Below are 243 nucleotides of genomic sequence, written 5' to 3' on the forward strand. Positions count from 1 at the left end.
ACATCACTGAAGATGCAGTACCGAACACAGTCACCGGCAATGTGATCACGAACGACACGGTCGGTGCGGACAGCAACGCCACTCCAGTGACAGCAGGTACGTTCACGAATGCAGCAGGCTACGGTACCTTGGTCTTGAACAGCAATGGTACCTACACGTACACGCTCAACAACAGCAATGCGGCCGTCAATGGCTTAGGTGCCGGTCAAAGTTTGACCGATAGCTTTACGTACACCTTAACCG

1 protein-coding gene is annotated in these 243 nt (G+C 53.1%); it reads left to right on the forward strand.

Translation table 11 applies throughout. The features are described 5' to 3' along the window. Nucleotides 1–243: VCBS domain-containing protein (locus H8K36_RS19065; RefSeq protein WP_186918097.1), on the forward strand; the 243-nt coding region annotated here is incomplete at both ends.

The organism is Affinundibacterium nitidum (genome assembly GCF_014284155.1).
Classification (GTDB): Bacteria; Pseudomonadota; Gammaproteobacteria; order Burkholderiales; family Burkholderiaceae_D; genus Undibacterium; species Undibacterium nitidum.